Source organism: Streptomyces sp. NPDC057654 (genome assembly GCF_042800135.1).
Classification (GTDB): Bacteria; Actinomycetota; Actinomycetes; order Streptomycetales; family Streptomycetaceae; genus Streptomyces.
In genome coordinates this window covers 1-2,209 of record NZ_JBHVHQ010001140.1, presented here as the reverse complement: position 1 = coordinate 2,209, position 2,209 = coordinate 1, and the positions used below count along the sequence as shown (strand labels likewise).

The window sequence follows — 2,209 nt, the reverse complement described above, 5'->3', positions numbered from 1 at the left end:
GCGTGAAATAACCGCAGCGGCCGGCGGGCGCTGAGGGCGCAGGGTCGATTACCGCGTGCCCCGGACTCCCAGTCGGGGGCACGCGGACTTTCGCGTACATACGTCCGTCACCGGGCGACGAGGTGCCGTTCCGCCGTCGGGTCAGCGGCGGCCCAAGGTGCTTTCGCGTGTGGTCAGGTGGTGTTCAGGGGTCAGTTTGTGGCCTGAGCGTTCTTCGGGGTGGTCCAGGCGGTGGAGCAGGGACTGGATTGCGAGGCGGGCGATTGCGGGTTTGTCCGGGGAGATGGTGGTCAGGGTGACCGCGCCGAAGCGGCCTTCCGCGATGTCGTCGAAGCCGACTACGGCCACGTCCCACGGGACTCTTAGGCCCCGTTCGTGGAGGACGCGCATCGCGCCGATGGCGACCAGGTCGTTGTAGGCGAATACGGCGTCCGGGCGGACGCCCGAGTCCAGCATGCGGGCCATCGCGTCGGCGCCGTCGCCGCGGTCCCAGCCGGTGGTCTCGCCGACCAGGGCGTCTGGCGCCGGCAGCCCCGCTGTGGTCAACTCGGCGCGCCAGCCGTCGAGGCGCAGGTGGGCGGGGCGGTTCGCGGAGTCGGTGCGTGCGCCGAGGTAGGCGATCTGGGTGCGGCCGCGGCCGAGCAGGTGGCGCACCGCGGTGCGGGCCGCGGCGACGTTGTCGATGGCGATGTGGTCGTAGGGGAGGTCGTACTCGCGCTCGCCGAGCAGCACCAGCGGCACGTCGTCGTCCCGGCCGCGCAGGTCCTCGGCCTCCAACTCCAGCGGGCTCAGGATGAGTCCGTCGATCACGCGGGCGCGGAAGCCCTGGCTGACCAGGATCTCCTGTTCGCGGTCGCCCTGGGTGTGGTCCAGGAGCACCGTGATGTCGTGTTCCGCCGCCGCGTCGATCACGGCCCCCGCGAGCTCGGCGAAGTAGGGGTTCCCGAGTTCGGGGACGGCGAGGGCGATGATGCCCGTACGGCCTTTACGCAGGTGGCGGGCGGTCGGGTTGGGGCGGTAGCCGAGTTCGTCGATCGTCTGCTGGACGCGGCTGCGCGTCGCCGGAGTCACGTGTTGGCGGTTGTTCACCACATTCGACACGGTCTTGATCGAGACGCCGGCGCGCGCCGCGACATCCTTGAGGCTCACCCGCACGGGATCTCCTTCGGCTCGGTACGCCCCGCCCGTCGGCGCGCTTGTCTCGGCCGTTCGTCTCGGCCGTTCGTCTCGGCCGTTCGTCTCGGCCGTCTGTCTCGGCCGTTCGTCGCGGCCCTGGACAGCGCGCCGGATCACGTGCTGTCATGCCAACTGCCGTTCTTTCCAACGTTGTACAGATGATTTCTACCGACTTGAGCAGCGATCCGCCACCCTTCTTCGCCGCATTCCAGCAGTTCCAGTACTTCCAGCAGACGCGTTTCCCTACAGGTACACAGGTACAGGAGGATTCGTGCGCACCAGACCCCTCAGACGAACCGGGCGACATCTGGCCCTGCTCCTCACCACGGCTCTCGGACTTTCCACACTCACCACGCTCACTGCGGCCCCACACGCCACGGCCGCCCGCGGGCCGGTCGTGCCGCACGGGCTCAAGGGCGAGTACTACACCCAATCCGCCCCCGGAGCCTTCGACTTCGGCAAACTCAAGGCAACGGGGTTCGATCCGAACATCGACTTCGGCAGCCTCGAATCCCGGCTCCAGACCGCCACCGGGCAGTCCGACAACGCCAGCGTGCGCTGGACCGGGAAGCTCGTGCCCGAGAAGACCGGCTCTACAACGTTTTCCATCATCGGGGACAACGGCTTCCGGCTGTGGGTCGGCGGGCGGCTGGTCATCGACCACTGGGTCGACGACTGGGACAAGGAACAGACCTCCAGGCCCGTGGAGCTGAAGGCCGACGACGCAGTCGACATCAAGGTCGAGTATTTCGAGCACATCGGCGGGTCCAATCTGCATCTGCGCTGGACCGAGCCCGGCGAGCGGAAGACCCCCATACCCGCGTCCGCGTTCCGGCTGCCCGACGACTGGAAGTACGACGGCGCCATCGGCACGACCGTCCTCGGCGACGGCCGGACGCTGAAGCTCGATTTCGCGCAGAAGCTCGGCCGGGTGCCAGGCGGGGCGAACGGCCATGTCTCTGCGGTGATCGGCGGCTCCAAGTGGCCGCTGAGCCGGGTCAAGGCGGACCCGCACGACCCCCGGGCGCTGCTC

At 68.8% G+C, this 2,209-nt stretch carries 2 protein-coding genes; one reads left to right on the top strand and one right to left on the bottom strand.

Annotated elements, in window-relative coordinates; genetic code table 11:
* Nucleotides 1-141 precede the first annotated feature (141 nt).
* Nucleotides 142-1,155 carry a LacI family DNA-binding transcriptional regulator gene (locus ACFU99_RS41365; protein WP_384403278.1) on the bottom strand — a complete coding sequence of 338 codons (1,014 nt, stop codon included), beginning with the start codon at nucleotides 1,153-1,155 and terminating at the stop codon, nucleotides 142-144.
* Nucleotides 1,156-1,447: 292 nt separating this feature from the next.
* Here ACFU99_RS41365 and ACFU99_RS41360 point away from each other — a divergent pair.
* On the top strand, nucleotides 1,448-2,209 hold a 762-nt coding region (locus tag ACFU99_RS41360; protein ID WP_384403275.1), incomplete at its 3' end, for a PA14 domain-containing protein.